19 protein-coding genes and 1 pseudogene are annotated in these 26,795 nt (G+C 67.5%); 17 read left to right on the top strand and 3 right to left on the bottom strand.

Annotated elements, in window-relative coordinates; genetic code table 11:
* Position 1: 1 nt before the first annotated feature.
* From ACQP0P_RS34815 to ACQP0P_RS34805, 3 genes are all read left to right on the top strand, one after another.
* Positions 2 to 4,114 (top strand): vitamin B12-dependent ribonucleotide reductase, encoded by a 4,113-nt coding sequence (locus tag ACQP0P_RS34815; RefSeq protein ID WP_433363298.1) that lies wholly within the window; start codon positions 2 to 4, stop codon positions 4,112 to 4,114.
* Between the two features lie 224 nt (positions 4,115 to 4,338).
* Complete coding sequence (locus tag ACQP0P_RS34810) at positions 4,339 to 5,379, top strand: tyrosine-type recombinase/integrase (RefSeq protein ID WP_433363295.1); 1,041 nt, start codon at positions 4,339 to 4,341, stop codon at positions 5,377 to 5,379.
* A gap of 16 nt (positions 5,380 to 5,395) precedes the next feature.
* Entirely contained in the window at positions 5,396 to 5,776 is a 381-nt protein-coding gene (locus ACQP0P_RS34805; RefSeq protein WP_433363292.1) for a helix-turn-helix domain-containing protein, read from the top strand.
* A gap of 342 nt (positions 5,777 to 6,118) precedes the next feature.
* Here ACQP0P_RS34805 and ACQP0P_RS34800 read toward each other — a convergent pair.
* Positions 6,119 to 7,296, bottom strand: a protein-coding gene (locus tag ACQP0P_RS34800) for an IS3 family transposase (RefSeq protein ID WP_433358989.1) whose coding sequence is annotated in 2 segments (ribosomal slippage) — positions 6,119 to 7,038 and positions 7,038 to 7,296 — 1,179 coding nt in all. Because the reading frame shifts where the segments join, the coding sequence is not laid out codon by codon here.
* 1,213 nt (positions 7,297 to 8,509) lie between these two features.
* Here ACQP0P_RS34800 and ACQP0P_RS34795 point away from each other — a divergent pair.
* From ACQP0P_RS34795 to ACQP0P_RS34785, 3 genes are all read left to right on the top strand, one after another.
* Positions 8,510 to 9,373: a hypothetical protein gene (locus ACQP0P_RS34795; protein WP_433363290.1), complete on the top strand. Its 864-nt coding sequence runs from the start codon at positions 8,510 to 8,512 to the stop codon at positions 9,371 to 9,373.
* 14 nt (positions 9,374 to 9,387) lie between these two features.
* Positions 9,388 to 9,804, top strand: a complete 417-nt coding sequence (locus tag ACQP0P_RS34790) for a hypothetical protein (protein WP_433363287.1) — start codon at positions 9,388 to 9,390, stop codon at positions 9,802 to 9,804.
* A 540-nt stretch (positions 9,805 to 10,344) separates the two neighbouring features.
* Positions 10,345 to 10,818, top strand: coding sequence for a hypothetical protein (locus tag ACQP0P_RS34785; protein ID WP_433363284.1), 474 nt, complete (start codon positions 10,345 to 10,347; stop codon positions 10,816 to 10,818).
* Positions 10,819 to 10,923: 105 nt separating this feature from the next.
* Here the strand turns inward: ACQP0P_RS34785 and ACQP0P_RS34780 are convergent.
* Positions 10,924 to 11,073: pseudogene (locus tag ACQP0P_RS34780) on the bottom strand (ATP-binding protein); the annotation flags it as partial.
* 715 nt (positions 11,074 to 11,788) lie between these two features.
* Between ACQP0P_RS34780 and ACQP0P_RS34775 the strand changes: the two are divergent.
* The 11 genes from ACQP0P_RS34775 to ACQP0P_RS34725 all read left to right on the top strand — a co-directional run bounded on the left by ACQP0P_RS34775 (position 11,789) and on the right by ACQP0P_RS34725 (position 25,594).
* Positions 11,789 to 12,820 carry a hypothetical protein gene (locus tag ACQP0P_RS34775; RefSeq protein WP_433363281.1) on the top strand — a complete coding sequence of 344 codons (1,032 nt, stop codon included), beginning with the start codon at positions 11,789 to 11,791 and terminating at the stop codon, positions 12,818 to 12,820.
* A gap of 1,229 nt (positions 12,821 to 14,049) precedes the next feature.
* Positions 14,050 to 14,793 carry a DUF2071 domain-containing protein gene (locus ACQP0P_RS34770; RefSeq protein ID WP_433363278.1) on the top strand — a complete coding sequence of 248 codons (744 nt, stop codon included), beginning with the start codon at positions 14,050 to 14,052 and terminating at the stop codon, positions 14,791 to 14,793.
* Between the two features lie 423 nt (positions 14,794 to 15,216).
* Positions 15,217 to 16,080, top strand: coding sequence for an RNA polymerase sigma-70 factor (locus ACQP0P_RS34765; RefSeq protein WP_433363275.1), 864 nt, complete (start codon positions 15,217 to 15,219; stop codon positions 16,078 to 16,080).
* Between the two features lie 4 nt (positions 16,081 to 16,084).
* Positions 16,085 to 16,858, top strand: a complete 774-nt coding sequence (locus ACQP0P_RS34760) for an SDR family oxidoreductase (protein ID WP_433363272.1) — start codon at positions 16,085 to 16,087, stop codon at positions 16,856 to 16,858.
* 90 nt (positions 16,859 to 16,948) lie between these two features.
* Positions 16,949 to 17,092 (top strand): hypothetical protein, encoded by a 144-nt coding sequence (locus ACQP0P_RS34755; RefSeq protein ID WP_433363269.1) that lies wholly within the window; start codon positions 16,949 to 16,951, stop codon positions 17,090 to 17,092.
* Between the two features lie 1,017 nt (positions 17,093 to 18,109).
* Positions 18,110 to 21,649, top strand: coding sequence for a protein kinase domain-containing protein (locus ACQP0P_RS34750; RefSeq protein WP_433363266.1), 3,540 nt, complete (start codon positions 18,110 to 18,112; stop codon positions 21,647 to 21,649).
* Between the two features lie 37 nt (positions 21,650 to 21,686).
* Entirely contained in the window at positions 21,687 to 22,961 is a 1,275-nt protein-coding gene (locus ACQP0P_RS34745; RefSeq protein WP_433363263.1) for a serine/threonine-protein kinase, read from the top strand.
* A gap of 55 nt (positions 22,962 to 23,016) precedes the next feature.
* On the top strand, positions 23,017 to 23,262 hold the full coding sequence (locus ACQP0P_RS34740) for a hypothetical protein (protein WP_433363260.1): 246 nt from the start codon (positions 23,017 to 23,019) through the stop codon (positions 23,260 to 23,262).
* A 298-nt stretch (positions 23,263 to 23,560) separates the two neighbouring features.
* On the top strand, positions 23,561 to 23,773 hold the full coding sequence (locus ACQP0P_RS34735) for an FAD-dependent oxidoreductase (RefSeq protein WP_350959598.1): 213 nt from the start codon (positions 23,561 to 23,563) through the stop codon (positions 23,771 to 23,773).
* A gap of 247 nt (positions 23,774 to 24,020) precedes the next feature.
* Positions 24,021 to 24,194 carry a hypothetical protein gene (locus ACQP0P_RS34730; RefSeq protein WP_433363256.1) on the top strand — a complete coding sequence of 58 codons (174 nt, stop codon included), beginning with the start codon at positions 24,021 to 24,023 and terminating at the stop codon, positions 24,192 to 24,194.
* Complete coding sequence (locus tag ACQP0P_RS34725; RefSeq protein WP_433363253.1) at positions 24,191 to 25,594, top strand: replication initiator; 1,404 nt, start codon at positions 24,191 to 24,193, stop codon at positions 25,592 to 25,594. Before ACQP0P_RS34730 ends, ACQP0P_RS34725 begins: the two co-directional genes overlap by 4 nt.
* Before the next feature lie 127 nt (positions 25,595 to 25,721).
* On the opposite strand, the gene ACQP0P_RS34720 is transcribed toward ACQP0P_RS34725, so the two are convergent.
* A complete protein-coding gene (locus ACQP0P_RS34720; RefSeq protein WP_433382493.1) occupies positions 25,722 to 26,741 on the bottom strand; it encodes a hypothetical protein in 1,020 nt (339 codons plus the stop codon).
* Positions 26,742 to 26,795 lie beyond the last annotated feature (54 nt).

Genomic DNA, 26,795 nt, shown 5'->3' with positions numbered 1-26,795 from the left:
CATGACGGAGACCGCCGGCGCGGTGGCACGTGGGAGCAAGCGGCCGCGCAAGGGCCTGAGGATGAAGCGCATCTTCACCACCCCGGGCGTGCACCCCTATGACGAGCTGTCCTGGGAGCGCCGTGACGTCGTCATGACCAACTGGCGTGACGGCTCGGTCAACTTCGAGCAGCGCGGCGTCGAGTTCCCCCAGTCGTGGTCGGTCAACGCCGCCAACATCGTGACCACCAAGTACTTCCGCGGCGCGGTCGGCACCCCGCAGCGGGAGTGGAGCCTCAAGCAGCTGATCGACCGCGTGGTGGGCGTCTACACCCGTACGGCGGTCGAGCACGGCTACTTCGCCGGCGAGGAGGACGTGGAGATCTTCGACCACGAGCTCAAGCACGCTCTGGTCAACCAGGTCTTCAGCTTCAACTCCCCCGTCTGGTTCAACGTCGGCACGGCGTCGCCGCAGCAGGTCAGCGCCTGCTTCATCCTGGCCGTCGACGACCAGATGGAGTCGATCCTCGACTGGTACAAGGAAGAGGGTGTGATCTTCAAGGGCGGTTCCGGTTCCGGCGTCAACCTCTCCAGGATCCGCTCCTCCAAGGAGCTTCTCTCCAGCGGCGGCACCGCCAGCGGCCCGGTCTCCTTCATGCGCGGAGCGGACGCCTCCGCGGGCACCATCAAGTCCGGCGGTGCCACCCGTCGCGCCGCCAAGATGGTGGTCCTCGACGTCGACCACCCCGACATCGAGGAGTTCGTCGAGACCAAGGCGCGTGAGGAGGACAAGATCCGCGCCCTCCGTGACGCCGGGTTCGACATGGACCTGGGCGGCAAGGACATCGTCTCCGTCCAGTACCAGAACGCCAACAACTCCGTGCGCGTCTCCGACGAGTTCATGCGCGCGGTGGAGCAGGGCGAGGAGTTCGGCCTGCGCGCCCGGCTCACCGGCGAGGTCATCGAGAAGGTCGACGCCAGGAGCCTGTTCCGCAAGATGGGCAAGGCCGCGTGGGAGTGCGCCGACCCCGGCGTCCAGTACGACGACACGATCAACGACTGGCACACCAGCCCCGAGACGGGCCGCATCACCGCCAGCAACCCCTGCTCGGAGTACCTGCACCTGGACAACTCCTCGTGCAACCTGGCGAGCATCAACCTGCTGAAGTTCCTGAGGGACGACGACACCTTCGACATCGCGAACTTCGTGAAGATCACTGAGCTGATCATCACCGCGATGGACGTCTCCATCACCTTCGCCGACTTCCCGACCGAGAAGATCGGCGAGACCACTCGCGCCTACCGCCAGCTCGGCATCGGCTACGCCAACCTCGGGGCGCTGCTCATGGCCACCGGCCACGCCTACGACTCCGAGGGTGGCCGCGCCCTGGCCGGAGCCATCACCTCGCTGATGACCGGCGCCTCCTACCGCCGCAGCGCGGAACTGGCCGCGGTCGTGGGACCGTACGACGGCTACGCCCGCAACGCCGACGCGCACAAGCGGGTCATGCGCAAGCACAACGACGCCAACGAGGCTCTGCGCACGTTCGAGAAGATGGACGGCGACATCCACCACGAGGCCTCCAGGCAGTGGGCCGAGTGCCTCCGCATCGGCGACAAAAATGGATACAGGAACGCGCAGGCCTCATTGCTGGCGCCCACCGGGTGCCTGACGGGTGAAACACTGATCACCACGGACCGGGGGCTCGTCCGCTTGGCCGAGATCGCTGACGTGTACGGCGATCGCTGGCAGGACCTGGACATGATGGTCTCCACCGACGAGGGACCGCGCCGGGCTACGAAGTTCTTCGTCAACGGTGAGGAGCCCACCCGTCTCATCCGCACCCACGGCGGCTACCGCGTCCAAGGCACGCTGACCCACCGTGTCAAGGTCGTCGACAGCGCGACCGGAGCGTGGGAGTGGAAGCGCCTGGCCGACATCGAGCCGGGCGACCTCGTCCCCATGCAGCTGCAGACCCTCGTCGGTGAGCACCGTGCGGTTCCCCTGCCCGTGCTCGACCAGGCGTACTACGCCGGAGACCGCTCCATCGTCGTCCCCGACCTGGTGTCGCCGGAGCTGGCCGAGTTGGTCGGCTACTTCATGGGTGACGGCAGCCTGCATGCCAAGGGTGTCCGGTTCTGTGTCGCGGACGCCGACCTCGATGTGGTCGAGCGTCTTCGTATCCTGTCCAAGGAGCTTTTCCACCTCGAACCAGTGCTCACCCAGCGGGAGGGATACCAGGAGGTCGTCCTCCAGTCGGTGCGGCTCGCGCGCTGGTGGCAGGCCTCCGGTTTCGCGAAAGAGCTTCCCGGTACCGACCACTCCGGCAAGGGCTGGACGCCGCGGATCCCCTCGGCGATCCTTGAGACCAACGACGGCGAGATCTACGGTGCCTTCCTACGCGGTCTCTTCGAGGCCGACGGCACCGTCCTGGAGGGCGTGCCGAGCCTCTCGACGGCTTCCGGCTCCTTCGCGGGTGAGATCCGGACTCTGCTTCTCGCCCTCGGCATGGCCACCACGACCCGTGAAACGGTCAGTGGCTTCGGCGGGCCGATCTTCCAGGTGCGGTTGCGCAACGTCGACCACGCCCTGAACTTCGACGAGATCATCGGGTTCATGGGAGACCGCAAGAACAAGCTCATGACCGAGCTGGAGCCTGAGCGGTCCGCCAGGAAGGACCAGGTGTTCCTGTCCCGAGAGGTGTGGGAGACGATCCTTCCCGAGGGACATTCCCTGCGCGAGACCGTGTTCCAGTCGGTTCGCAGGAGCGGTGGTGTCGCTCGGATGCTGGCCAAGCAGGTTTTCGCCGAGTTTCCCGACGAGCGGCTCGGCCACGCGCTCGGCTACCTCTTCGAGCGGGTCGAGGCGAACGAGGACGGCGGCGTGCAGCCGACCTACGACCTGTCCGTCCCGGACAACGTCACCTACGTGGCCAACGGTATGGTCAGTCACAACACCATCGGCCTGATGATGGACTGCGACACCACCGGCATCGAGCCCGACCTCGCCCTGGTCAAGTTCAAGAAGCTCGTCGGCGGCGGTTCCATGCAGATCGTCAACCAGACGATCCCGCGTGCGCTCCGGCAGCTGGGCTACCAGGAGGAGCAGATCGAGGCGATCGTCGAGTTCATCGCCGAGCACGGCCACGTCGTCGACGCCCCCGGCCTGCGCCGCGAGCACTACGAGGTGTTCGACTGCGCCATGGGCGAGCGCGCGATCGCCCCGATGGGGCACGTCCGGATGATGGCCGCGGCCCAGCCGTTCCTGTCCGGCGCCATCTCCAAGACCGTCAACCTCCCCGAGTCCGCCACCATCGAGGACATCGAGCAGGTCTACCTGGAGGGCTGGAGGCTTGGCCTGAAGGCCCTCGCGGTCTACCGCGACAACTGCAAGGTCGGCCAGCCCCTCTCGGCCGCCGGCAGGAAGACCGAGGCGAAGGAGGTCGCCGCCGAGCCGGAGATCCAGGTCGTGGAGATCAGCCGTCCGACCCGTCGCCGGATGCCGAACCAGCGTCCCAGCACCACCACCCGCTTCACCGTGGGCGGCGCCAAGGGCTACATGACCGCCTCCTCCTACCCCGACGACGGCCTCGGCGAGGTCTTCCTGAAGATGTCCAAGCAGGGCTCGACCCTCGCGGGCGTCATGGACGCGTTCTCGGTGGCCATCTCCATCGGCCTGCAGTACGGGGTGCCGCTGGAGACCTACGTCGGCAAGTTCGTCAACATGCGCTTCGACCCGGCCGGCATGACCGACGACCCGGACATCCGGATGGCGGCCTCGGTGATGGACTACATCTTCCGCCGCCTGGCCCTGGACCACCTGCCCTACGACGACCGCGCCGCCCTCGGTATCTTCTCCGCCTCCGAGCGCGCCGCCCAGCAGCGTGGTGAGGACCCGGCCCCGATCCACGCCGACGAGGTCATCGCCGAGCTCGCCACCTCGGCCCCCATCGAGGAGCCCCAGGCCCGAGCCGAAGCGGTGCCGGTGGAAACCCCGCGGCGGGCCGGTTCCCTGGAGTCCCACCAGGGCCGCACCGCCGACGCGCCGCTCTGCATGACCTGCGGCACCAAGATGCGCCCCGCGGGCAGCTGCTACGTCTGCGAGGGCTGCGGCTCCACCAGCGGTTGCAGCTGACTCCCCGAAGTCATCCGGTCTAACCGGAACTCGGCGCTTCGGCTGAGGTCTTGCTGATGTTGGGTTTACGGGGAGGTCCGGCCTTTTGGCCGGACCTCCTTGCTATTGACGCAGGGCCCTCACATGCTGGTCTCCGGTTTAACCGGCACATCACCGGTTAAACCGGAAGAGGTATTGCGGCGAATAGTCACCTTCGTCTCGTGCAGGGAACCCCTCAACAGGGGATGCAGGCGGAGCTCTTCGCCGACATGCTGCGGGGCTACGGCACCATGCTTCTGGCGGCCGGCAGGGATCGGCAATCAGTCGGCAAGCTCCTGCAGATGCTTCGTGGATTCGTCGTGTGGTCGGACGCCTGGCCTTGGGAGTGGACTGCTCAGGACGTCGATGAATGGTCGGCTGACATGCGTGAACGTGAGATCGCACCGTCTACGCTGCGCAGCCGCCAAGGAGTGGTTCGCCGGTTCTGCGAGTACGCCGTCAACCCGCAGTACCCGTGGATCGAGCTGTGTCAGGAGGCGTTCGGCCAAGTGCCGAAACAGGTCTGCCACGAATGGAACACCACCCGGCACATCGAAGAATACGATCACCGACCGGAACGGCGCGAGGTCAGCCGAGACGAGCTGCGGGTGCTCTTCGACCACGTCGACGACCGGGTTGAAGAACTCGTGGCCGCCAACCACAAGGGCGCGGCGATTGCCTGGAGAAACGCGACCATGTTCAAGGTCCAGTACGCCACTGGCGTGCGGCCGGGCGAACTCGTCAAGATCCAGACCTGCGATCTGCTGCCCCATCCGGTGGCGCCGCAGTTCGGCCGCCTGGCCGTCGTGAGAGTCCGCTGGGGCAAGCGCAGCAAGGGCGGCACTTACCGCCAGCGCGGAGTGCAGATGGTCTTGGACTGGGCGGTCGAGGCGCTTCGTGTCTATTTGGAGGACATCCGGCCGGTCTTCCCCGAAGGGCCTTGGCTGTGGCCCTCCGAGCGCTGCGACGCCTCCGGCCGTCAGCAGCCGCTCACGACCCGTACCTATCAGAGCGCCTTCGCGGACCGCCGCGATGCCTGCGGCCTGGACACCAACCTGACGCCGCACTGCCTGCGTCACAGCTATCTGACACACACCGCCGAGGCAGGCCGCGATGCCGCATGGCGGCAGCGCCAGGCCGGGCACAAGCTGGCGTCGACGACCTCGAACTACACCCACATCGGCGAGGACCACATGAACCGTGAGATGACGGCGGCAATCGCCGACCTGACCACGCGGACCCGGTAGCGGCAGCGGAGGAACCATGGCCCAGGCGACAGCCAAGAACGACGTCGGCGGTACTGCGCGCGGACCGCTGGTGCGGACCATGCCCTGGGGGCAGGCGGTGCGGTGGCAGTTGCCGGTACTGATGGCCAATGCCCAAATCCGGTTCGCCAAACAGGTCCAGGAACTGCTGACGGCCCAGGGGGTCAAGATCGGACACAGCCGCGTTCACGAGCTGGTGACCCAGGCGCCGGCACGACTCACCGTCGAGGTTCAGTTCGCGCTGTGCCGGATCTTCGATTGCACGCCGTCCGATCTGTGGCTCGACCTCGGTCAGGTCGCAACTGATCACGAGCCCGACCCCGCAGCCCGGCAACGGCTGCGCGGTGCGAAAGTCGTTCGCGCCGGTGAGTTCCTGTGACGGCCGCCAAGACTGCGGCCGAGATGGCTGAGGCTATTCACGGTCGCCTTTCCGGCACGACGCTGGACGCTGTCGCCGCCGCTATCGAAGCTGCCGGACTGGCCCAGAGCGGTCTTGCGCGCTTCGTCAACCGGCTACAGAGTCCCGCGGGGGCAGAGTGGCCGAATGTCGCCATGACCGGGGAGGTCTCATATCGGCTGGCGGTTGCACTGCACGAGGCCGGCATCATCGACCGCATTCCTTCGTGCACGCATTGCGGACGCCCCCGTCGGGTGGACTCGCGAGGATCGTCGCAGCTGAGGGGCTGAGATCATTCCGGACAGCGGAATCTGCGGCCGTGAGCTACGCCACCGACTGAAGTGCTGTGTACTCGTCGAGGACTTCGAATGGCGTCCGGTAACCAACAGATGAATGAAGTCGGCGCCGATTGTAGAAGCCCTCGATATAACGGATCACGGCTCGGCGAGCCTTCGCCCGGCTGGTGAAAACATACCGTTTCAGCCACTCGTTCTTCAACGCCGAAAAGAACGATTCGGCCATGGCGTTATCGTAACATATGCCGGTACGGCCAACGGACCTCCGAATACCCAACCTCTTCAGTGCGGCACCAAATTCATCGGACGTGTAGTTCGACCCTCTATCGGAGTGGAAGATCGCGTCCTTTTCAATGGTGAAGGCCTGTACCGCGTTCTCTATCGCCTCGGTGATCAACTCGGTGCGGTAGTGATCGGCCATCGCCCACCCCACCACGGCCTTGCTGTAGCAGTCGATCACCGTGGCCAGGTAGCAAAACCCCTCCCAGGTCGGGATGTAGGTGATGTCGCCTACCAGCTTGACGCCGGGCCGGACGGCGGTGAAATCGCGTCTGACCAGGTCGGGGATGCCCCGGAAGGCGCCCTGCTCGGTGAGCTTCGGCGTGAAGGGCCGCACCTGCGCCGGCAGCAGGCCCAGCTCGCGCATCAGCACCCGTACCAGCTCAGCCGAACAGCGCTCACCGCGGCGCAGCAACTCGGCGTGGACGCGCCGGTAGCCGTACACCTCCTCGTGCTCGTAGAAGATGCCCGCGATCAGGTCCTGGAGCAGGTCGCGACGCTGCGCGGTCGCCGAGGCGGGCCGGTCGCGCCACTCGTAATACCCCGAGCGGGACACCTCCAGCCAGTCGCACATTTTCACAATCTTATGGTTGGCCTTCTCCGCGTCGATCAACTCGAACTTCGCGGTCACCGATTGTTCTCGGCCGCGAAGAAGGCCGCGGCTTTTTTCAAGAAGGAAAGCTTCTCGCGGAGCTCGGAGTTTTCCCGCTCGAGTTCACGCAACCGGGCGCGCTCGGGGCCACTGAGGGAGTGCGGTTCTTCTTCCGCACGCGTTCGCTTGTAGGTGTTCACCCAATTGCCGAGCGTGGTGTCGTGGACGCCGAACTCTCTGGCGACCTCGGCGATCGTACGGGGGCCATCGAGGACCATGCGCACAGCCTCGTCCTTGAACTCCTGGCTGAACCTACGCCTGGAACCTTTCGGCATGTTTCTATCTCCTTCGGACTGTTACCACCCTAGCGAGTGGTCTGTCCGGAATCCTTGGAGCACCTCACAGCCGACCTGCATGGCTTGCGGGCCCCGTAATGCCGACGGGTCCAAGGCCCGGAGCGTTGATCCCAGCAGATCGACGTGCCCTGCCGGACTCCACAGGATGCCGGCATTGGCCTCACGCTGTGACAACTGCGCCGACGATCAGGACACAGCTCTTGTCGAGCGCGCGATCGTGCAGCTCGGTGCCAGCAACGACGCCGCGCAAAAGGTCATCGTAGACGTCCTGATTCACCGGATATCCCGACGCCGGGTCGCGGAATGGATGCGCGCTGGCGGGTCACTGACTCAGGACAACGCACCCCCGCCACTGGTTCAACGGCTTCGGCACGCCCTTGCTGCCGAACTGCCACATCTTGCCCGGCCCCGCTGCGCGGGCTGCGGAAGAGAGCGGCGTGTCCTTCCCCATCGAAGTGAAGACGGCCGTATCTGCGAGAACTGCTATCGGAAGACCTCAGGACGAATCGAGACCTGCCGGTCCTGCCAGAAGGAGCGCAACGTCGCCTGGCGCGACGAAGACGGCTGGTCCTGGTGCGCCCCATGCCGCCGACGCCATCCCGATGTCGTCGAACCATGCGTCCGCTGCGGGCAGATCGGACATGTCGTCGCGCGAACACCGGATGGGCCGATCGGGCTCTGCTGCTATCAGACCCCTGTGGAGCAGTGTCGTGGTTGCCTACGGCACCGTCCTGTCTCCGCCCGGACCGATGACGGACCGCTCTGCAAGTCCTGCGCCCGACGCCCCTTGGAGACCTGCGCCAATTGCGGACAAGAACGGCTGATCCCTCGGCTGAGGACCCGTGGCCGTTCCGGCTGGTGCTTCGGCTGCATCGCGCAGGCCACAGCGACGTTCGCCACGGTCGGCGAAGACCCTGTGGAGGCCGCAGACGCCGACAACGTGCGATTGGCGGTATGCGTCACCTGCGGCAGAGACCACGGCATCAGCTTCCTCCCAGACGGCCCGAGATGCTCCAGCTGCCGAGATCGGGCCATGCGTCGACGGGAGGAGTGCAGCCGCTGTGGGAAGACCAGGCGCGTCTTCTTCATCCCCGGAGTCTGCAGCGAATGCCTCGGCGTCGACGTCGGTGGCACCTGCACTGGATGCGGGCTCGAGGACCGGCTCCACTCGGGCGGTCGTTGCGAAAGATGTGTGCTGACCGAGCACATTAGAAAGGTCTTCAACGATTGTGGAGACGCAGGCCGCGCGGTCGCCGAGCGGTTGGCCGCCAGCCCCAACCCCAGATCCAGCCTGAACTGGCTCGAGCAGAGCCCCACGGCACAGATTCTTATCGGACTTCTTCGGCGTGAGCACAAACCCGCTCACGAAGATCTCGACGCGATCGAAAGCCTGGAGCGTGCCGATGGCAAAGCAGATCGGCGCCAAGCCGTCGAGAACGCCAGGATGATCCTCGTCTCGACCGAAGTTCTCGAACCCCGACATGCTCTCGCCGGCCGTTACGAAGCCTGGGCGCGACAGGTGCTGGCCAAGGTCGAGCAGGCCGCCGACCGCTGGACTCTCCAGCAGTTCCATCGTCACCGGCTCCTACCATCCGTCGAAGGTCCATGCGAAGCCGGCAAGGCGACTCGTGGCACCGTGAGGCGAGCCCAGAACCAGCTACGTGCTGCGATCGACCTGCTGGCTTGGGCTCAACTGCGAGGCGGACTGGCCGGGCTCGACCGATCAGGCGTCGACGAGTGGCTGGCAGGCCCGAGCACCCGCCACTGGGCCCGGGAGTTCTTGCTCTGGGCAATCCGCCAACGTCTGCTGGACCTTCCGATATCCGCCATCCCGTTGCGGATGCCCCAATCCCCACCCGCCGTCGAGGACTACCAGCTGCGCATCGACTTGCTCACAGACTGCTTCATGAAGAAGGGTTTCCCGCAGACGTTCGCGTTGCCGGTCTTCTCGTCGTCCTCTACGGTCAGCACCTGTCTCGGATCGCCAGCATCGAACGAGAGAGCGTCGACCCAGCATCTACGCCCCCACGGATCAAGCTGGGTAAGGATTGGCTAGAGCTCCCCGAGCCGATGGGTCGGCACATCGCCGAGCTGCTCGCGCAGGGTCCTCGCCGGAATGCGCCATTCATCGAAAACGCCAGGTGGCTCTTCCTCGGAGATGGAGCCGGAACCCATCTATCCTCCGACCGACTTGGCGTCCGGCTGGCCAAGTACGGCATCCACGCCCGACCGATGCGCAACACCATGCTGTTCCAGCTGGGCACGACCGTCCAACCAAGGACTCTGGCCCGGCTCCTCGACCTCCACATCAACACCGCCGTGGACTGGGTCAACAAGGCTGGCGGCATCTACGCGAACTACTGGGGACAAGTCCTCCGGGATGAAGACGTCGAGGATCTTGACCTCTTCGACCCAGGACTTGAAACTCTCGACGAGGATGGCGATGACGATCCGGAGGATCTCCTCGACGAACTCGGAATCCTATGACAAGCACGTGGACCACGTGAGCACCGTCGCTGTGTCTACGCTTTCGGCACCGGAGCGGGGCCTATCGCAGACCCTCGTTTGCGGTGTTCTCGCCGAACGGGTCCCGTCAGTGGCTATGAAAGTGTGAACGAGAGCCAGGTATTGATGAGTTTGAGGGCCAGTCGCTGATCAACGGGCTTGAAATGTTGATGACTTTGGGAGCCAACCTAAACGGTCTGAACCACCCAAGGAGCGTCACTATGAGTGAGTCTTTTCCAGCCGCTACCCGCCGGGGATGACCTAGCGGTGGGGGGATGCAGGACCATACTGGAATACTGCAGCAGCAGGATGGGCAGCACCATCTGAGCGTGTGGCCTGGACATCGTTACGCTGAAACACATGGGACATACGGAACAGAAACCGTCTGACGACTCCTACCGATTCTTCGATGAGCAGGCGTTATTCGACGCGCTCGACCACGGCGCACCGCCACTCCCGATGACTCTCCCGCCCGGCTCGGCCACGATCGCTGTGGCAGGCCTGTGGGGTCGCTATGGATCGGTGATCGTACTGTTCCGCAACGGAGAAGACGAAGAGCTCTACGACGACACTTACCTGCTGGCGCGCTCACCGGCCGGACAGTGGCAGTATCCGCTCACCTCCTCGGGAGGCGGCATGCCGGAGTGGGTGCTGAACCGGCCGGATGAGCCGCTGTCCGACTGGCGCGGCAACGACCTGGTGAACCTGTCAGCCCAGCTTGCACATCCCGACACGGAATGGGTGGCTGAGTTGACGATGATGGCGACGCGAAGGATAGCCACCGTGCAGGTGCGCTACGCCGGAGACGTCATCGACGTTCCCGTTCCGGCCAGCGGACTGATCACCGTGCCGCACACGATCCGCCACGTCGACGACAGGGCCGAATTCCGGGGCTTCGACGGCTCCGGTGAACTCATCGCCGTCACGCACTACCAGCCGTTGACTGACGATGACCGCAGGTACGAGTGGCCGGATGCCTTGCTGTGGGCCGACTGATTCCTGAGCACGCCATCATGCGCATGGCGCCCTGCGGTGACCTTCTCGGCCGTACTCACTACGAGCATGACACCGATGGAAAAGACTCAGTGACGGGACCAGTGATCAGCTGGCTAGGTGGTCGGCGCGGGCTCGGGTCTGAGCCAGGCGGTAGGAGTCAGTGCCGGTTTCGATGATGTTGCCTGCGAAGGTGAGGCGATCGACGATCGCGGCGCAAAGGCCCGGGTCGGTGAAGGTCTTGGTCCAGCCCGAGATTCCCGACGGATCGCTACGAACAGCTCGACCTTAGGCATCGACCGCGGCACCGGCACCTCCTCACATGGAGTAGCGCCTCGATACTCCCACCGCGACAGCGTCGGTGGCTCCCGAATTCACCAACACGGCTTAACCACCTCAACCGCCGCGAGAGCCGTTGACCAACATCTGGCCTCGAATCTCACCTACAAAGCCACGTCAGCATCCGTCACTGCTCGCGCAAGTCACGACAACAGCAGTAGCCGACTGGCGGCATGAGCTCGAACTCAGCGTACCTATGACTCCCAGCAGGTCCCAGTACTTCCAATATTCCGGGCGGAAAAGCAGTGTTGGATATAACGGCCGAATCTGCATAGTGCCTGGTGATCGAAGGGGGCCGGAATCAAGTCCGGCCCCTTTTCGGTGTTTCCGGGGCAGTGAACCGTTCGCTGATCTGGAGGAGGCGTCGGAGTTCTCCCTTCACGGCTCGACGAACTTTTCCGCCACCCACGATGGGGCGCGCCTTGCTCGGGCGAGCCATGCAGGCCCGACGTTCGATCGCGGTCAGAGAGCTCTGGCTGACGAGTTCAATTCGCTTTTCGACGGGGCTGTCAACTTCCGGTGAACAGGCTGACCTGTCGACGTATCGCTGAGGGCGGGATCCCTGCCCACGATGTAGTGGGCGGGCCATCTCGTCGGGTTGGCAGATTGCCAGGCACGATCGATAGTTGCGAACATGGGCGAATTATCGGGTCGGGCGCTCCTTGCCAGGAGCGCCCTGGTAGGACTTATCGTCGGTGTGGTGGTCGCCGTCATCTGGACCGACGACGTAATGGGCTACAGAGGGCTGAGCAGCTTTGTCATCAGGGCCATCCGGCCCAACGAGCTGGCGCTCTCCCAAGGACCGGGCGGCGTCATCAACGGCCTCGCGATCATCGTGGTCCCGATTCTGCTCAGCGGGATCTTGGCGCGGTCGGCCAAGGTCTCCCGTTGGTGGCTGGTGGCACTCGCCGGATCCGCGGCCTTCGGGGCGCTGACCTCGGGGCTGTTCGCGCTCGCCCCTTCCCACAGGGCGGCCTACGGCCTGCCGGAACCGCTCTTCGGGATCACCTTTCTCCTGGCCGGTGTCGCGGGGTACGCCGCCGCGGCCTGGATGGTCATGCCGCGTACCGCCCTGCCGCGGATTCTCCTCGCGGGAGCGATGATCGCTTTTCCGGTAGGTGCCGCCCAGGTTTCGGATCAAGTACGGCACTGGCACCAGGTCCGGGACCTGGACACGATGGGAGTGCCGCTGGTCTCCCTGAACCTCCCCGGCCGTCGGTACGTGGCGGGTTTGTGGCGACTCGATCCAGAGGACGGAGGCCCGGCAGTCGAGCTCACCTATCGCCTGGACACACCCCGCATCATCCTCCATCGCTTTTACACACCCGGTTTCGATATGCGAGCGGACTGGGAGACGCAGGTGTTCATTCGTGCCACGGCGGCAACCCCCGGCCAGGCGTGTGCCGCACGGTATCTGAAATCCGCGCGGTATCTGAAACCCGTCTGGGCTTTTCCGAGCAACGATACCTGTCGGCCGCTGCCCGATGGTCGCGTCCTCTGGATCATTGACGACAGGCCCGTGGCCCTGTTCGCCAGATACGGCGAGGTGCTGCTCCAGATCAGCGGTCTTGTCGTGACCGAGGCGGAACTACTCGCCGCCACCGACCATGTTCGGCCGACGACCGCCCGCGAGCTGCTGGACCGGAGGACCGGAGGGCGTCGCTAGTGTACTGCCCACACTGGTTGGGTACGCGGCGACACGACTTGATGATCTTGTAATGGGTGAGGGCCTGCAGGAGGGCGATCACCGGCCCGAGCGGCTGCATCGTGGCGAACTCCTTGCGCGCGATCGAGTGGGGGTTCCCGGCCTCGAAAGTGGTGGCGCGGTGCATGTCCTTCACCGCCGGGGTCTATCGCAGACCCACGTTTGCGGTGTCCTCACCGAGCGGTTCCCGTCAGCGTCTGTCACTGCTGGCGCGGGTCACGACAACAGCAGTAGCCGACTGGCACCATGAGCTCGAACTCGGCGTACCTATGACTCCCAGCAGGTCCCAGTATTCTGGGCGGAAAAGCAGCGTTGGATACGGAAGCCAAACCTGCATAGTGCCCGGTAGGAAGGGGGTCGGAGTTGAGTCCGGCCCCCTTCTGGTGTTTTCAGAAGGTCGTAGCGGCGAAAGCAGGGGCAGTCGATGGCCGATGCGGACGGTCGGCGAGAAGTGCGGACGGTCGAGCAGGTGCGAGGGTACCTGTTCACTCAGATCAATTCGGCTCTTCGTCGGCCAGGAATGTTCGGCGGAGAGATCGCCCTAAGAATTTACTTCGACGCAATGGCGTTCACGGACGATCGTGAACAAGTCTGGAGTGAGGAACAGGATTCCCTTCGTGCTCGGAGGGCTTTTCTCTCCACGGGAGTTCGGGGAGCCTTCGAGTCTCTCTGGGTGTCGGAACCGATGACATGGCCGCGTCCGTCTATGCCGAGTTCGCCTATCGTCACGGATGTCTCCGGCTGGACCGTATCCTGTCGCGGGACGGGTACGACAAGCTGATCGGTGCCAACAAGGCTTGGTGTGAGCGAGATCGACCCCTCGGACAGACCCTCGGTATGTTCGGGCCGCCGTCTGTCCACTGCGGTGGCACGAACCCGTACTTTCCCAAGACCCTGGTATATGCGACGGGGCACCCCCAGGATTCTTTGCTCTGCTTCCATTTCTGGAACGAGTTCCTTCATTTGCGTACGGATCAGACCGCATTGTACGGCGAGCCCATGCTTCTAGCCGTCCGCGGCGAGGGGGCCGACTTCGCCGACAGCTTCACTTTCACGCCTGTCGGCGCGAACCAGTGCCAGGGAGCCCGGAGGAGTAATCAGTTTTCCGAATAGGCGTCCTATGCTCCAAGCGGACAGGCGGTAGTCGTCGAGGAGGGCGATATGGCATGAGACGGCTATCCATGGCGAGTGTGGTCGAACGGCGGCTCCTGGTGAACTACCGGGTCGATCCAGAAATCGCCGCACGTTTGCTGCCGATGCCACTGCGGCCTCAGCAGGTCGGAGGATGGGCGGTCGCCGGAATCTGCCTGATCCGCCTCGGGCGGGTTCGACCCACGTGGCTCCCGGACGGTCTGGGGATGCGCAGTGAGAACGCCGCGCATCGCATCGCCGTGGAGTGGGACGGGCCGCGAGGTCCTGAGACGGGGGTGTACATCCCGCGCAGGGACAGCGGATCGATGGTCACTGTGCTGGTCGGCGGCCGGTTGTTCCCCGGTGTGCACCACCGGGCGTCGTTCGACGTGCGGGAAACGGCGGAGGACCTCCACGTGGCCTTCGACGGCCGTGACGGCCTGGTCAGCGTGAGCGTACACGTTCGCACGGCAGAGCTGTTCCAGGGCAGCGAACTGTTCACCGACCTGGGTGAGGCATCGGAGTTCTTCCGGCACGGCTCGACAGGTTTTTCCGCTACCCACGACGAAGGGCGTCTTGACGGGCTAAAAATCGGGGCCGACTCATGGCGCGTGCGGCCCGTCGACGTCCACGCTGTCCGGTCCAGCTATTTCGACAACCGGGATCGGTTCCCGCACGGCAGCGCGAAGCTCGACTGCGCGCTGCTGATGCGCGAGGTGCCGGCAACATGGACCCCGGTCCAGTCAATGCGGGTTACGACGCCGGACCGCAGGCACGCCGGAAACACCGAACCTTCCGAATAAGCGCACTCCCTCAGTACCCTCGGCGCTGCCGAGGAATGAAATGCCTGGTCAAACAGGGCCTGCTGGGTTCCACTCCTGGCTTCGGCCGATATGACCTCCCATTGTTAATGTGATTGATACCGCCGGTGCTTGCCTGGTGAAATCGGCAGATGAGGTGAATGACGCAGGAATACCGCAGCCCATGAATAAGTGCTCTGCCCCAGTATTCCAGCGCCGTCCGATGTGAGACGGCGGATAGGTGCGGAGAGTCGGCGATGACAGGTCGGCTCCCCGCCTCGTCGGGTACGGCTGGACCGGCACCGGTGGGCATGGCCGCTGCCGCGTCCTCCCGCCGCCGTCTCGGCATCCTGGCCGGCGACCGCGACGCGCGAGGTCGTGCGAGGGGGCGGCGGGGATCTCCGTTCCGTCTGGCACCCTGGTCGGGTGATCGAGGAGTTCGAGGCGGAGCGGCCGAAGATGTTCGGCCTGGCCTACCGGATGCTCGGTTCGGCGGCCGAGGCCGAGGACGTCGTCCAGGACGCCTACCTGCGCTGGAGCGGTGCCGAGCGTGAGCACATCGGCTCCCCCGGAGCCTGGCTGGCCAAGGTAGTCACCAACCTCTGCCTCAACCGGCTGACCGCCGCCCGCGCCACCCGCGAGCGCTACGTCGGCTTCTGGCTCCCCGAGCCCGCGCCGACCGGCGCGCTCGGCCCGATGGAGACCGCCGAGCAGCGCGACGCGGTGTCCCTGGCCTTCATGCTCCTGCTGGAGCGGCTCACCCCGGCCGAGCGGGCCGTCTTCGTGCTGCGGGAGGCGTTCTCCTACGGCTACCGCGAGATCGCCGACGTGCTCGATCTGTCCGAGGCCAACTGCCGCCAGCTGTCCGGCAGGGCCCGGCGCAGGGTCGGTGAGCGTCCGAGGTTCGACGCCCCGGGCGAGCAGCGGCGAAGGATCGTGGAACGGTTCCTGGCGGCCGCCACCAGCGGCGACCTGGCGGGGCTGGAGCGGCTGCTCGCCGACGACGTGGTCGCCTGGGCCGACGGTGGCGGCAAGGTGCGCTCCGCGCTGCGGCCGATCACCGGCAGGGAGAAGGTCGTCCGCTACCTCGCCGGGATCGTCGGCAGGTACGGGCAGGGGGCGGAGTTCACCCACGCCGACGTCAACGGTCAGGACGCGGTCCTCGCCTGGCATGGGGGAGAGCTCATCGCGATCTTCGTGATCGAGATCTCCGCCGAGACCGTCGTCGGCCTGCGTGCCGTGCTCAATCCGGAAAAGCTGTCACATTTGCAAGGGGCTGCCGGTTCGTAGGGGTATGACAGAAAACATCCTGGTAACCGGTGGTACGGGGGTCCTTGGCCGCCACGTTGTGGACCGCCTCGCCAAGGCCGGTCATCCGGCCCGAGTGCTGAGCCGCACGCGCGGGCCCCACATCGGAGACCTGAAGACGGGGGCGGGACTCGGCCTCGCCCTCGACGGGGTCGATACGGTCATCCACCTCGCGAGCGACCCGCGCGACGCCTCGGCGGACGTCGAGGCCGCCCGGCGGCTGATCGCCTTGACGCCTCCCAAGACCCATCTGGTCTACGTCTCCATCGTCGGCGTCGACCGGCACCCGTACACCTACTACCGGCACAAGCACGAGGTCGAGAGGCTGATCGAGAGCTCGGGGCTGCCGTACACCGTCCTGCGCACGACGCAGTTCCACAACCTGCTGGTGCTCATGCTGGGGAAACTGGCGAAATCGAAGGTCCTGCCGGTCCCGGCCGGGACGGCCTTCCAGCCGGTGGAGGTCACCGAGGTCGCCGAGCGGCTGGTGGAACTGGCGCTGGGCACGCCCGCCGGGCGGGTTCCCGACATGGGAGGCCCGGAGATCGCGAGCGCGGCCGAACTGGCGCGGACCTATCTGCGGGTCACCGGCGGGCGCGGGCTCGTCATACCGCTGCCCATACCCGGCAGGATCGCCGCAGCCTTCCGGCGCGGCGTGCACCTCGCGCCCGACCACCCCGACGGGCGCGGTACCTTCACGGACTTCGTCTCCGTGGCCGCCGGCCGGAGCGGCTACGAGGCAGGAGCGGAGGGACGATGAACGAGACGGTCTCCACCACGCGCGTGCCGTTCCGGACCGCGACCTGGTCGCGCGTCCTGCTCGCCGCTTGCCGGACACCTGCTCCTCTCGGTGCCGCACCTGACCTTCCACCTCGGTCACCTGGGGCACTTCGACATGGTGGACGCGGTGGGGCAGGTCGTCGTGCTCGCCCTCTGCGTGCTGGCCCCGGTGTTCCTGCTGTTCCTCACCCGGAAAGCCTCCGGCGGCGAGTAGGCCCGAGACCGCCGGTGACCGGGCCGTGGACGTGGAGGCGGTCGGCGCCGGGGCACGGGAAGGGGCCGGAAACGGAGAAAGACCCGCTCGGGCGGGTCTTTCGCGATGGAGGTCAGGCGGCGGAGGTAGGGCCGCTCGTCTGTGGAAAGCGCAGAACGTTGCGGCCCGTGTAGGCGCTGAGATCGACCACCTTGGCGTCGCCGGTCACTCCACGGCGTGTCGCGGAACGAATATCCCTGATCTTGAGCCGTGCGACATATGGTGGCACGACCACAAGTCTCTTCATTGAGCCCCCCGGCGTGATGGTTCCGTTATATGAAATATCTACAGATCGCCGCATAAGACTGCCGTAAAGACCAGGTCAATAGGGGAGTGGGCGACCCGAGGGAGACCTCAGATCCAGGCCGGAGGTGCGGACGGGGCGGCGTGCGCTCCGCTGCCGGATGATCCTGGCGCGTCGAATGATCTTCCTCCCCTCCTCGGGCTCGCCGTGCTATGCGTCGCCTGACACCGGCGTGCCCGGGGCTGGTGGGCCCGGCACGCGCGAAAGTCCGTGCGAGCCAACCTAGCCCGCCCCCGCCCTCTGGATCAACCGGTTTGGCTACGGAGAGCCTCCGAATGCGTGCGTACGGTGATGGCGGCCCGGGGCTGGACGCTGATCGCCGGGATCGCCGCGACCCATGCCACCGGCACCTCCGGCCGACCACGGCACGACGTGTTTTTCGCGGCGTACGCGCGCCGAACGCGGCACGTCCGGTGCGGGCCCGGCTACTCTGACGACCGGTCGGCCCGTGACGTCTCCGATCTCCGAACGGTCCTCCCCGGCCGGCCGGAAGCAGGCATCCTGGTCGGTGTTCCCGGCCTCGTCGAGGTCGCCCAGCAGGCCACGGGCCATGCCGGCCGCGAGAGTTTCGTCACCGTTCACTCAAGGAGGGCGAGACGTGTTCGGAATGTTCGGCACTCCGCGAACTTCGTCGTCCTCAGGAGCGTCCAACCTGCCGTTGAACGGAGTGTGAGTTGAGCACGACACTTATCGACGGTGATCCGCAGCGGCTGGGCGGTTACTGGCTGGCCGGGCGGTTGGGTGCGGGTGGTCAGGGTGTGGTCTACGAGGCGTACGACGTCGACGGCAGGCGTGTGGCGGTGAAGGTGCTGCACGGTGACGCCGGGAGCGATCCGGAGTTGCGTGAGCGGTTCGGTCGTGAGGCCGCCGCGGCTCGCCGGGTGGCCTCGTTCTGTACGGCGGGGGTGCTGGACGCCGATCTGGACGGGCCCAGGCCGTACATCGTCAGCGAGTACGTCGAGGGCCCCAGCCTGCGCAGGGCCGTCGCCGAGGGGCGCCGCTTCACCGGAGGCGACCTGCACCGTCTCGCGACGGCGATCGCCACCGCGCTGACCGCCGTCCACGAGGCCGGGGTCATCCACCGCGACCTCAAACCCGACAACGTGCTGCTGGGTCCTGACGGCCCCCGTGTGATCGACTTCGGCGTCGCCCGCACGGAGGACATGTCACTGACCGCGACCGGCATGGTGGCGGGCACCCCGACCTACATGGCCCCCGAGATCTTCATGGGCCAGCGCGCGAGCACCGCCGTCGACATCTTCGCCTGGGGCGGGATCATGGTCTTCGCCGCGACGGGTGCCGACCCGTTCCGGGCGGAGAGTCTGGGCGGGATCATGCACCGCGTGCTGTCGGTACAGCCCCAGCTGGACATGCTCCCCGAGCACCTGCGACCGTTCGTCGCGGCCTCCCTCGCCAAGGACCCCGCCGCGCGGCCCACCGCGAGGGACCTGCTGCTCGCCCTGGTCAGCGGGGACGGCGCCATCGACACACCGAGACTGCTGGCGGCGGGCAGCGACGCCGGGGCCCAGATCCGCGCGGCGTCCGCCGACCCCGCGCTCGGCACCCTCGCCGAGGACGCCTACGTCGCGCTCGGCCCGGCCGAGCGCGAACTCGCCCCCGAGATCTTCCTGCGGCTGGTCACCGTGACCGACGACGACCAGCTGATCGTACGGCAGGCGCGATGGGCCGAGCTTCTCGACGGGCGCGAGGAGGGCGAGGTGACAGCGGTCCGGCGTCTGGTGGAGGTGTTCTCGTACCTGGTCGCCCACGACGAGGAGGAGGTCTGGCTGTCGCGGCCCGCGCTGCCGCAGGCCTGGCCGAGGCTGCGGATGTGGGTCCAGGCCAACCGGGACGGCCTGGCCGTGCACCGCGGCATCCTGACCGCGGCGCGGCGCTGGGAGGCCCAGGGGCAGCGGGAGGGCGACCTGTTCCAGGGCAGCAGCCTGGAGAACGCCATGCGCTGGGCGGCCACGGGGCGCCGCAACATCACGCTCAGCCCGGTCGAGCGGGACTTCCTGGAGGCGGGTGCCGCCCTCACCCGGCGCCGCGCCCGCCGGGGCCGGGTGCTGTCCGGCACGCTGGCCGTGCTGCTGGTCGTCGCGCTGGTCGCCGGGGTGCTCGCCGTGCAGCAGAGCAGGGTGGCCGACGCGCGCAGCGACGTCATCGCCTCCCAGCGCGACCAGGCGACGGCCGCCCGGCTCGCCGCGACGGCCGACGCGCTGCGGATCGCCGAGCCGGTCAGGGCCATGCTGCTCAGCGTGGCCGCCTGGCGGCTGGCGCCGGTGACCGAGGCCAGGGCGAGCCTGGCCGGTTCGCTGGCCCAGCGGGAGACGGCCGCCTTCCATGATCCGGCCGCGGGAATTCAGACCCTCAGGGCGCTGAGCGCCGACGGGCGCACGCTCGTCAGCGCGAGCGACGGCGAGGCGCGCTTCTGGGACGTGCGGACCGGAAGGCGCACCGGCGGTCTCACCGGCGTCGGCGACGACCTGCGCGACATCGCGCTGAGCCCGGGCGGCGGGTTGCTGGCCGTGATCAGCGGTCTGAGGCTGAAGGTCTGGAACGTGCGGACCGGCAGGCCGACGGGGTTCTCCATCGCCGTCCAGGGGCGGACCGCGGGTGGCGACACCGGGGTGTTCTTCGGGCAGTCCGACGACTGGCTCGTGGTCACCCAGGGGCAGGGCCTCACGCTCTGGAACGTCGTGACCGGTAAGGAACTGTCGCCGCCCGTGTCCGTCGGCGGCTTCGACATCTCGGCCGACGGACGCGGGTTCGCGATCGGCGACCTCAACGGGGAGACGGCGTCCTTCACTCTGGAAGACCTGCGCAGGATCCCGCTGGGCAGCCGCTGCAACGGCTGCGGGCCGCACGTGGCCTACAGCCCCGACGGCACGACCGTCGCCGTGGCCAAAGGCAGGCGGATCGAGCTGCGCGACGCGTCCACCGGGGCCGACCTGGATCGTTTCTTCGAGGATGGCGCCACCGGCGACCTCGTCTTCAGCCCGGACGGACGCTTCCTGGCCTCGGCACTCGATACGGCCCTGCGGGTCTGGCGGGTCCAGGACGGCCGGCTGCTGCTCACCCAGAAGATCGACGCGTACCAGCCCGTCGTGGCCTTCGACCCGGACGGGCGTACCCTGCGTTACCTCACGGAGGATTCGGTGACGAGCCTCGACGTCTCCGCGCTGACCAGGCCCGTCACGCTGAAGGGGCCCGGGACCGGCTGGGCGACCCTCAGTCCCGACGGGAGGCTCCTCGCCTCCAGGGGCGACAAGGCGAGCGAGGTCGTGATCCGGGACGTCCGGCGGCGCGCCCGCGTGGGCTCGCTGGAGGTCGGGCCCGAGGGCGCCGACGGCTTCTTCGAGATGGCCTTCAGCGCCGATGGCGGGCGGCTGGTGGCCAACACCGGAGGGGACAGTTCCCGACTGACCGTCTGGGACACGGCCACCTCCAAGCGGATCGCCGCCGTCGCCACCGCCCGCGCGGGCCAGGTGCCCGCCGTGGCCATCAGCGCCGACGGCACCGCGGTGGCCTCCTACACCCTCTACTACGACTCCGACGAGGTGCCCGGCGGGGAGATCCACGTCTGGGACGTGCCCAGCGGCCGGCTCCGCTGGTCGCGGGCGCAGGAGATGGTCGATGGGCTGGTGTTCACCCCGGACGGCAAGACGCTCGCGGTCGCGGGCGGTGACCACCGGTTGCTGGACGCGAAGACCGGCGAACCGTTCGGCGACACCTACGGCTCGCCCGGCGTCGGCATCCCGACGATCGCGCTGGCCTTCGGCGAGGACGGAGCCCGCTTCGCCATCGCCGACCAGGTCGGGCGGATCTCGGTGTTCGAGACCCGGGGCAGGGACCGGGTGGGCACCCTGATCCGGAGCGAGCGGGGCGCGGGGGCCGCTCTGACGTACTCGCCCCGCGGCGACGTCATCGCCGCGGCGGTGAACGAACGGTCGGTGGGGCTGTGGGACGTCGCGACCGGGCGCCGCCTCGGCCAGCCGATCGTCGCGCAGACCGGCGATCTCCAGTCGCTGGCGTTCAGTCCCGACGGGGCCAGGCTGGTCGCCGTCGACTCGGCCGGCACCTTGAGCGAGTATCCGGTCGAGCCGGAGGCGGTGGCGCGGGTGGTCTGCGAGCGTGCGGGCCGCACCCTCTCGCGTGAGGAGTGGCGCACCTACCTCGGTGACCTGCCCTATCGCAAGGTCTGCCCCGGCTAGCAGAAACTTTTTCTCCGGAGATCGCATCAAACACCCCATGAGAGTGGCGCGGGAACTGATCGTGGGTGATCCGCAGCGGCTGGGCGGTTACTGGCTGGCCGGGCGGTTGGGTGCGGGTGGTCAGGGTGTGGTCTACGAGGCGTACGACGTCGCCGGCAGGCGTGTGGCGGTGAAGGTGCTGCACGGTGACGCCGGGAGCGATCCGGAGTTGCGTGAGCGGTTCGGTCGTGAGGCCGCCGCGGCTCGCCGGGTGGCCTCGTTCTGTACGGCGGGGGTGCTGGACGCCGATCTGGACGGGCCCAGGCCGTACATCGTCAGCGAGTACGTCGAGGGCCCCAGCCTGCGCGGGGCCGGCCGGATCTTCGACGGTGACGACCTGCACGCCCTCGCGACGGCGATCGCCGTCGCGCTGACCGCCCTCCACGACGTCGGGGTCGTCCACCGCGACCTCGCACCCGACAAGGTGTTCCTCGGCCGGAGCGGACCCAGGATCGTCGGATTCGGGGTTAGTCCCGGGCTGAGAACCGCGCTGACCGCCACCGGGCTCAGGCCACGCGCGCCGTCGTACACGGCGCCCGAGGTGTTCACCGGCGGCGAGGCGGGTCCCGCCGCCGACGTGTTCGCCTGGGGCGGGATCGTGCTGTACGCCGCGAGTGGCGAGGATCCGTTCGCGGCGGGCAGCCTGGGCGCGGTGATGCACCGGATCCTCTCGCTCGACCTCGACCTGAGCCCGCTGCCCCGCTCGCTGCGGCCCCTGGCCGCTGCCGCGCTCGCCAAGGATCCCCGGGCCAGACCCGCCGCCCGTGACCTGCTGATCGCCCTGATCGCCGCCGACCCGGCCGTTCCCCGGACGGGTGCGCCGGAGCCCGAGACGGCCCCGCTGCTGCGGGCGGGTGCCGAGGTCGCGGCCAGGGTCCGCACGGCCTGCGACGATCCGCATCTGGGCGCGCTGGCCGAGTCGGCGTTCGCCGCGCTGGACCCGGCGGACCGGGAGCGCGTGCCGGGGGTGTTCCTGAGGCTCGTCGTCATCGACGCCGACGGGCAGGCGGTCGCCCGCGAGGCCAGGGCCCCCGCCGGGTCCGAGGGCGTCCTGCACGGTTTCGCGGGGCTGGTCGGGCACCGGGGAGACCAGGCGTGCCTGGTCCACCAGGCGCTGCCCTATGCCTGGCCCCGCCTGGCGGAGTGGATCGACGCCAACCGCGCCCGTCTTGTGGCACGTGAGAGGTTCGCCCGGCTGCTCCCCCCGCTGCTGGCCGCCTCGGCGGTGTTCGCGCTGGTCGCGGTGGTGATCGTGGTGGGAAGGATTGTCTGACTGACAGCTACCTGGGTAGGACTTAACCGGAAATGCCGAGTTTTCGGGGGGAAACATGGCGACTTGTGAAACGTGCGGTAACGACTACGACATGAGCTTCGAGGTGCACACCCAGGGTGGGGTGCACGTCTTCGACAGCTTCGAGTGCGCGATCCAGCGGCTGGCACCGATCTGCGAGCACTGCGGGGTCCGCATCGTCGGGCACGGCGTCGAGGCCGGTCGACACTGGTTCTGCTGCGCCAACTGCGCACGCCAGGAGGGGGCGACCGCGATCGTGGACCACGTGGGGGCGATGGCGTAAGGCGGTGGCGACACGGCGTGGCGGCATGAGGCCGCCACGCGGGAGATGCTTGGCCGAGACGCGGTCACCGGGCGAGGTGCCGGTGCGCCGAGGCCGGAGGTGTCGGCAGGGCCGCCACGGTCCGGACCGCTCATCAGGTTCAGCGCCGGAGGGCGAATCGCCTCCTTGCCGCGGTGCCGGTGTCCGAAACGGTCAGGGGTGCCTTTACCGGCCGGGGGAGGCGAGAAGCGGCTTCCCTCGGTGAGCGCGGGAGTCACAGGTCTGGTTGGGATCGTTCCGTGCCTTCACACTGAGCCCTATGTGGGATTTTGATGTCATCGTTCTTGGTTCCGGGCCGGGTGGGCAGAAGGCCGCGATCGCCGCCGCGAAACTCGAACGGCGCGTCGCGCTCGTCGAGCGGCGCAACATGCTCGGCGGAGTATGCATCAACACCGGCACCATCCCCTCCAAGACGCTGCGCGAGGCCGTCCTGCACCTGACCGGCCTCAACCAGCGCGGCATGTACGGGTAGAACTCTCTCAAGGGCGCTAAGTCTTGGAGGGTTCATGATTAGGCCGGGGTGAGCACCCGGCCGCCGGGTGGCGCCCAGCGGGTTCGTCCCGCGACAGCCGAGACAAAGACGCTCACCAACCCAAACTCTCAGAAGCGACTCGTCGAAGCCCTGTGGTGGATGCGCCGTACGCGCATGCCGCCGTGGGGCTTCTCCCTGTGGGTCTGCTTTCTTGGGTGGCTCCTTCCGCTGAGAGGAAGGAGTTGGTTTGGAGCGCTTGCCGAGCGCCGAAGCGCGCGCATGGGGCAGGAAGAAAGCCGCCGAACGCCCCCGGTGGACCGCCGAGAAGTGGCACCGGATCAGCGTGATCCTCGGTGTCGAGATCATCGGCGACCTCGACGAAGGGCCTATGGCCGGACCCGATGACGAGGTGGCCGCATGACTCCCGGCCACTTCTCCGCAGACATCAGAGCCGCCATCGAACGCGCAGCCATGCCGGACTTCGACCGATGGCACCGCATGGTCTACGCGACCGGCGGCTGTGCCCAGCCGATCCGGCTCCACGGTGAGCGGATCACCGTGGACGCCGGAACGGGTGAGGTCCTGGACGTCTACCGCACCGCCGACGAGCCGACCGGGTTCCTGCTGACCGCGTGTGGAAACCGCCGGGCCTCCCGGTGCCCGGCCTGCTCGGCGACCTACAAGGACGACACCTACCACCTGATCATCTCCGGGTTGCGCGGCGGCAAGGGCGTCCCCGAGGACGTGAGCGGGCATCCCCGTGTGTTCGCCACCTTCACCGCCCCGTCCTTCGGTGCGGTCCACGCCCATCGGGAGAAGGACGGCAAGACACTGCCCTGCCGTCCCCGGCGCGACTTCCCGGTGTGCGAGCACGGGCGGCCGGAGGGCTGCGGCGCCCGGCACGAGCGCGATGATCCGCAGGCCGGGCAACCGCTCTGCGTGAGCTGCTACGACTACGAGGGCGCGGTGCTGTGGAACGCCCACGCGGGGGAACTGTGTCGGCGCCTCACCCAGGCGCTTCCCGGCGTCCTCGCCTCGCTGCTCGGCGTCCGCCGTTCCACGCTGCGCCGTACGCTGCGGCTGTCGTACGCCAAGGTCGCCGAGTACCAGGTGCGCGGCCTGGTGCACTTCCACGCGGTGATCCGCCTCGACGGCCCGGACGGACCCGCCGACCGGCCGCCGGACTGGGCGACCGTCCCTCTCCTCGACCAGGCGATCCGCCAGGCGGCCGGACAGATCGTCGTCCCCATGGCCGATGGTCTTTCCCCGATCCAGCTGAGCTGGGGCGATCAGCTCGACGTTCGTCCGGTGTACGTCTCCAACGACCTCGACGGCGTGAGTGATCAGCGGGTGGCGTCGTACGTGGCCAAGTACGCGACCAAGGGAGCCGAATCCGCGGGAACGGTCGATCGCCCGGTCCGCAACGCCTGGGAGGTCGCCGGACTCGACGTGACCGAGCACGCCCGGCGCATGATCTACACCTGTTTCGTCCTGGCGGACCTACCCGAGTACCGGGACATCCCGCTGCGGCAGTGGGCTCACATGCTCGGCTATCGCGGGCACTTCTCCACCAAGAGCCGTCACTACTCCACGACCCTCGGCGACCTCCGTCAGGCCCGCGCCGCCTACCGGGCCGAACAGGCTCGGCTAATCCTCGGCCTGCCGGAACCTGAGGACGGCAAGACTTTCACGCTGTCGGAATGGCGTTACGCGGGCAGCGGCCATCGGCACGGCGAACCGTTCTGGGCCGAACTCGCCCGCCAAAGCATCACCGCCGCTCGACGGATCGCCCGAGATGGTGAGCTGGAGGACCGGCATTGATGCCTGGCCTTCCCCGTCGCCGAGTGGTGCGGCCGGCGGAATGCCGTAGGCACCCGAAGGGCTCGCGAAGCGAGTTCGGCCGGCGGCACCACGACCGATCCTCACCGGCCTCGATGGCCCCAGGAGGCTACGCATCCGCTGAGGTCGTCGCCTCCTGCGCGATGGCGTGGGTCAGCTCGTCGGCGAGACCGTTCATGCCGTGGGCGCGAGCGCTGGTCACCATCATCTGCAGGTCACCGGATATGCGCCGGGATCGGACCCCGGTGGCGTCCTGTACGGCCCGGCGCGCCTCGCGTTCGCCGTGTTCCAGGTCTCCGGCGCGCATGTGCAGGGTGGCCAGCCGGGTACGGCAGCGCAGCCCGGTGCGGGTCCGGCCGCTGTCCAGCCTGACCATGGCGGACGACAGGCGTTCCCGGGCTCGGGTGTCCTCTCCCAGGGCGAACAGGGCCAGACCCAGGGCGCTGTCATGGTGCCCGGGGGAGACGGTGATGCGCCGCGCCCAGTCCGGTGAGGAGGCCGGTTGCGGCCTGGTCAGTGCCTCCTCGGCAAGGTCGACATGTCGCAGTCCCGCCGGGCGATCGTGGGCTGCGGCACAGTGCCGGGCGGCGACGGCGTGCAGATTGGCCCGTTCGGCGGAGCTGATCCGCTCATCGCCCAGGGCCAGCCGGAGGATCTCCACGCCTTCCGACGGGCGGCCCGAGTCGGTGACGACGGTCGACAGATCCAACATGACGTGGGCGCGCAGGTCCCGGTCAGTGCCGCGTGCGGCGTTGTCCAGGGCGAGGGTGAGCACCCGGCTGGCTTTGGCGGTGTCGCCAGCGTCGTAGATCGCCCAGCCGAGCCGGTCGGCCAGCAGCCCGATCGCTGAGGACAGGCGTTCACGGACCGGTGGCGTCATCGGCCTGTCCAGCAGTTCGATCGCCCAGCTCAGAGAACCGCGCGCCATGGCCGCCGCCATGCTTCCGCCGTGTGCCAGGTCCATCCGGGTGTACAGGTCGGCGGCGGCCTCGACCGCCTGGACCTCGGCGATGCCCACGCTGGTGAGGTCCTTGCCGTCCAGCCCGTCCAGGAGGCGGGCCAGCGGCTCCAGCGCAGCCGATCCCACGGAGGCGGCGGCGATGATTCCTAGAACATTTCTGCGTTTCATGTCTTCCATAGTGTCCGGTAAGAGGGATTCGGTGTCTGTTGCCGCAACATGTAC

Origin of the sequence: Streptosporangium sp. CA-115845 (assembly GCF_050943795.1) — a bacterium.
Taxonomy (GTDB): domain Bacteria; phylum Actinomycetota; class Actinomycetes; order Streptosporangiales; family Streptosporangiaceae; genus Streptosporangium.
The sequence above is the reverse complement of the archived record's forward strand: the minus strand, read 5'-3'. Positions and strand labels throughout refer to the sequence as shown.

What these genes read in the sequence shown, in the direction of transcription:
- ACQP0P_RS34815 (WP_433363298.1), top strand. Translation starts at nt 2, where the DNA reads ATGACGGAGACCGCCGGCGCGGTGGCACGTGGGAGCAAGCGGCCGCGC.
- ACQP0P_RS34810 (WP_433363295.1), top strand. Translation starts at nt 4,339, where the DNA reads ATGCAGGCGGAGCTCTTCGCCGACATGCTGCGGGGCTACGGCACCATG.
- ACQP0P_RS34805 (WP_433363292.1), top strand. Translation starts at nt 5,396, where the DNA reads ATGGCCCAGGCGACAGCCAAGAACGACGTCGGCGGTACTGCGCGCGGA.
- ACQP0P_RS34790 (WP_433363287.1), top strand. Translation starts at nt 9,388, where the DNA reads ATGGGTCGGCACATCGCCGAGCTGCTCGCGCAGGGTCCTCGCCGGAAT.
- ACQP0P_RS34775 (WP_433363281.1), top strand. Translation starts at nt 11,789, where the DNA reads ATGGGCGAATTATCGGGTCGGGCGCTCCTTGCCAGGAGCGCCCTGGTA.
- ACQP0P_RS34760 (WP_433363272.1), top strand. Translation starts at nt 16,085, where the DNA reads ATGACAGAAAACATCCTGGTAACCGGTGGTACGGGGGTCCTTGGCCGC.
- ACQP0P_RS34745 (WP_433363263.1), top strand. Translation starts at nt 21,687, where the DNA reads ATGAGAGTGGCGCGGGAACTGATCGTGGGTGATCCGCAGCGGCTGGGC.
- ACQP0P_RS34740 (WP_433363260.1), top strand. Translation starts at nt 23,017, where the DNA reads ATGGCGACTTGTGAAACGTGCGGTAACGACTACGACATGAGCTTCGAG.
- ACQP0P_RS34735 (WP_350959598.1), top strand. Translation starts at nt 23,561, where the DNA reads ATGTGGGATTTTGATGTCATCGTTCTTGGTTCCGGGCCGGGTGGGCAG.
- ACQP0P_RS34725 (WP_433363253.1), top strand. Translation starts at nt 24,191, where the DNA reads ATGACTCCCGGCCACTTCTCCGCAGACATCAGAGCCGCCATCGAACGC.
- ACQP0P_RS34720 (WP_433382493.1), bottom strand. Translation starts at nt 26,741, where the DNA reads ATGAAACGCAGAAATGTTCTAGGAATCATCGCCGCCGCCTCCGTGGGA.